The sequence below is a fragment of the Algoriphagus sp. genome, from assembly GCF_024642405.1.
Lineage (GTDB): Bacteria > Bacteroidota > Bacteroidia > Cytophagales > Cyclobacteriaceae > Algoriphagus.
On sequence record NZ_JAHEBC010000495.1, the window covers coordinates 1 to 2,224 of the forward strand.

Here is a 2,224-nt window from a genome sequence, read left to right on the forward strand (position 1 = left end):
GCCATAGAGATCCTGAATTACGGCAACCATAATCGTATTCGTAGGGGTTCCGATTAATGTAGCCACTCCTCCAATAGATGCACTGTAGGCAATGCCTAGCATAATATTTTTCCCAAGCCTATCTGCAATTGAAGTATTGGATGCTCCCAATTGAGCTTTAAACTGACCCACCACTGCTAATCCAATAGGTAACATCATCAGAGAAGTGGCAGAATTAGAAATCCACATGGATAAAATGCCCGTTGCCAGAATAAAGCCTAAAACGATCCGCCTTAGATCTGTCCCAAGTAAATTGATTATGTTAAGTGCTATTCGCCTATGCAGGCCCCATTTTTCTATTCCTGTTGCAAGTAGAAATCCACCCATGTAAAGCATCACTGTGGGATGCATATAGTTGGCGGAAACTTTTGAGATTGGAAGTATCCCTAGCAATGGCATGAAAATAAGAGGTAAAAAAGCAGTAGCAGCAATGGGTAATGCCTCTGAAATCCACCAAATAGCCATCCATGCAGCGAGTCCTAACATCGATTGGGCAGATGGATTTAGGTCAGTAAAAACGACAAGAAAATTTATTAAAACGAAGGCTATAGGCCCCAGATACAGCCCTAGTGATTTGATATTGATTTTCATGAAGCTTCAAAGCTAAAAATTTTCAACACATATCCTTTAACCGGAAATAAATTGAAGCTCTAAAACTCAAAAATTTATTTTAGGCGATACCCATTCTCTTTTTTATTTCTGTTTCAATAGAGGATGATAATTTCCGAATCGTATCCTGCTCAAAAAAGTCTTGAATACTGATCTCCAGATTGAGTCTTTTACTTAATAGAGAAACGATTCGTATTGCTGAAAGGGAGTTTCCACCCAAAGGAATAAAGGAATCTGTCACATCTATACCATCCATTTTCAGGACAGTGCACCAGGTACTATGGACTAGCTCTTCAATTTTATTTTTGGGTTTGACAATAGCTTTGTTTTTTGTGGGAGCGCTTTTGGTTTGACTTCTTAAAAGCGCCTGCTTATCAACTTTTCCATTGGTTGTGAGAGGAAATGAGTCAACTTGAATATAAGTAGATGGGATCATGTTTGATGGAAGGTAGTTCCTCAAATACTCCACTAATTCAATTTTATCTACTTGAGAAGAAGCTTTGAAATAAGCCCGGATTTCTTTTGAATTAATCCCCTGATCTTCCATCCCAATTTCACGCATGAGTTTTTTTATTTCCTCAGTACTTAGCTCATCATTCAGCTCATCAATGGTTTCTTCCCGCTTTTTATGTCCAACCCGTACATCCCAGCTATAAGGAAATGCATAATTGTGATATCCTTTTTTTCGTTTGTGAACAAAAATCCCAAGATCATTAATGATACAATTCGTACTTCGACCAGTATCCTTAGGTCTTCTCCATCCAATTTTATTTTCCAGATAAGAATACATTTCAGATAGATTCACATCGCTGAATCGATAAAAATCAACAAAGGAAACTTTGTTAAAAACATCATCCGTTTCAAACATAGAGACATCTAAATATTCACTGACTGCATCTTTGCTTCTGTGATAGGATTTCCGAGTTTCTAAAATGATATTATCTATATCTGCCGGATTAAAATGATCTTTTAGGAAAAGCTCTTCTGTAAGTCTAGTTTCAAAAAATTGGCCTCTAGACAATCCGGTAACAATAACTGGGATGTTTTTATCTAGAGCTAGCTTCGTACTAAGTGTATAAACCGTTTTAAAACAACCATTACAAACATTTTGATGCCTTTCTAAACTATCTCTAAATATGGCATTCATTGCATCCGTTCTGCCATAAATATGATCTACGCCTAGTTTTGTGACCGTATTGTTTATATTTTCTTTTGCATTATCGGAAATAAACCCATTGTCCAAAGTCCAAGCTAGAACGTTTAGCCCTAGCTCAACAAGCTTTGCGAGCGCATAGCTACTGTCTTTCCCACCACTCAAAAGCATCAGGCAATCGTATTCCTTTTCTTTATTTTCACCCAAACCCAAAATCTCAGATTTCAGGTTATCAATGGATTTAAAGTAAGAGGAAACATTCTTCTGGTATTCTTCAAAAGATTCGCACAAGTTGCAGATTCCTTCTTCATTAAAGGAAGCATCCGGGTAATTTGATGGAATTCCGCAGTTCTTACAGTAAAAATCAGGTGCTTCAAATAAATCTTCATTTGAGTCAGCTACAACAATATGGGCTTCTTCGAT

The 2,224-nt window shown here is 37.2% G+C and carries 2 protein-coding genes; both read right to left on the reverse strand.

From position 1 onward, the window contains the following. Nucleotides 1–630, reverse strand: a 630-nt coding sequence (locus Q0L68_RS19765) for an SLC13 family permease (RefSeq protein ID WP_296705960.1), incomplete at its 3' end; no start/stop codon positions are given. 79 nt (nt 631–709) lie between these two features. Further along, on the reverse strand, nt 710–2,224 hold a 1,515-nt coding region (locus Q0L68_RS19770), incomplete at its 5' end, for a phosphopantetheine-binding protein (RefSeq protein WP_296705961.1).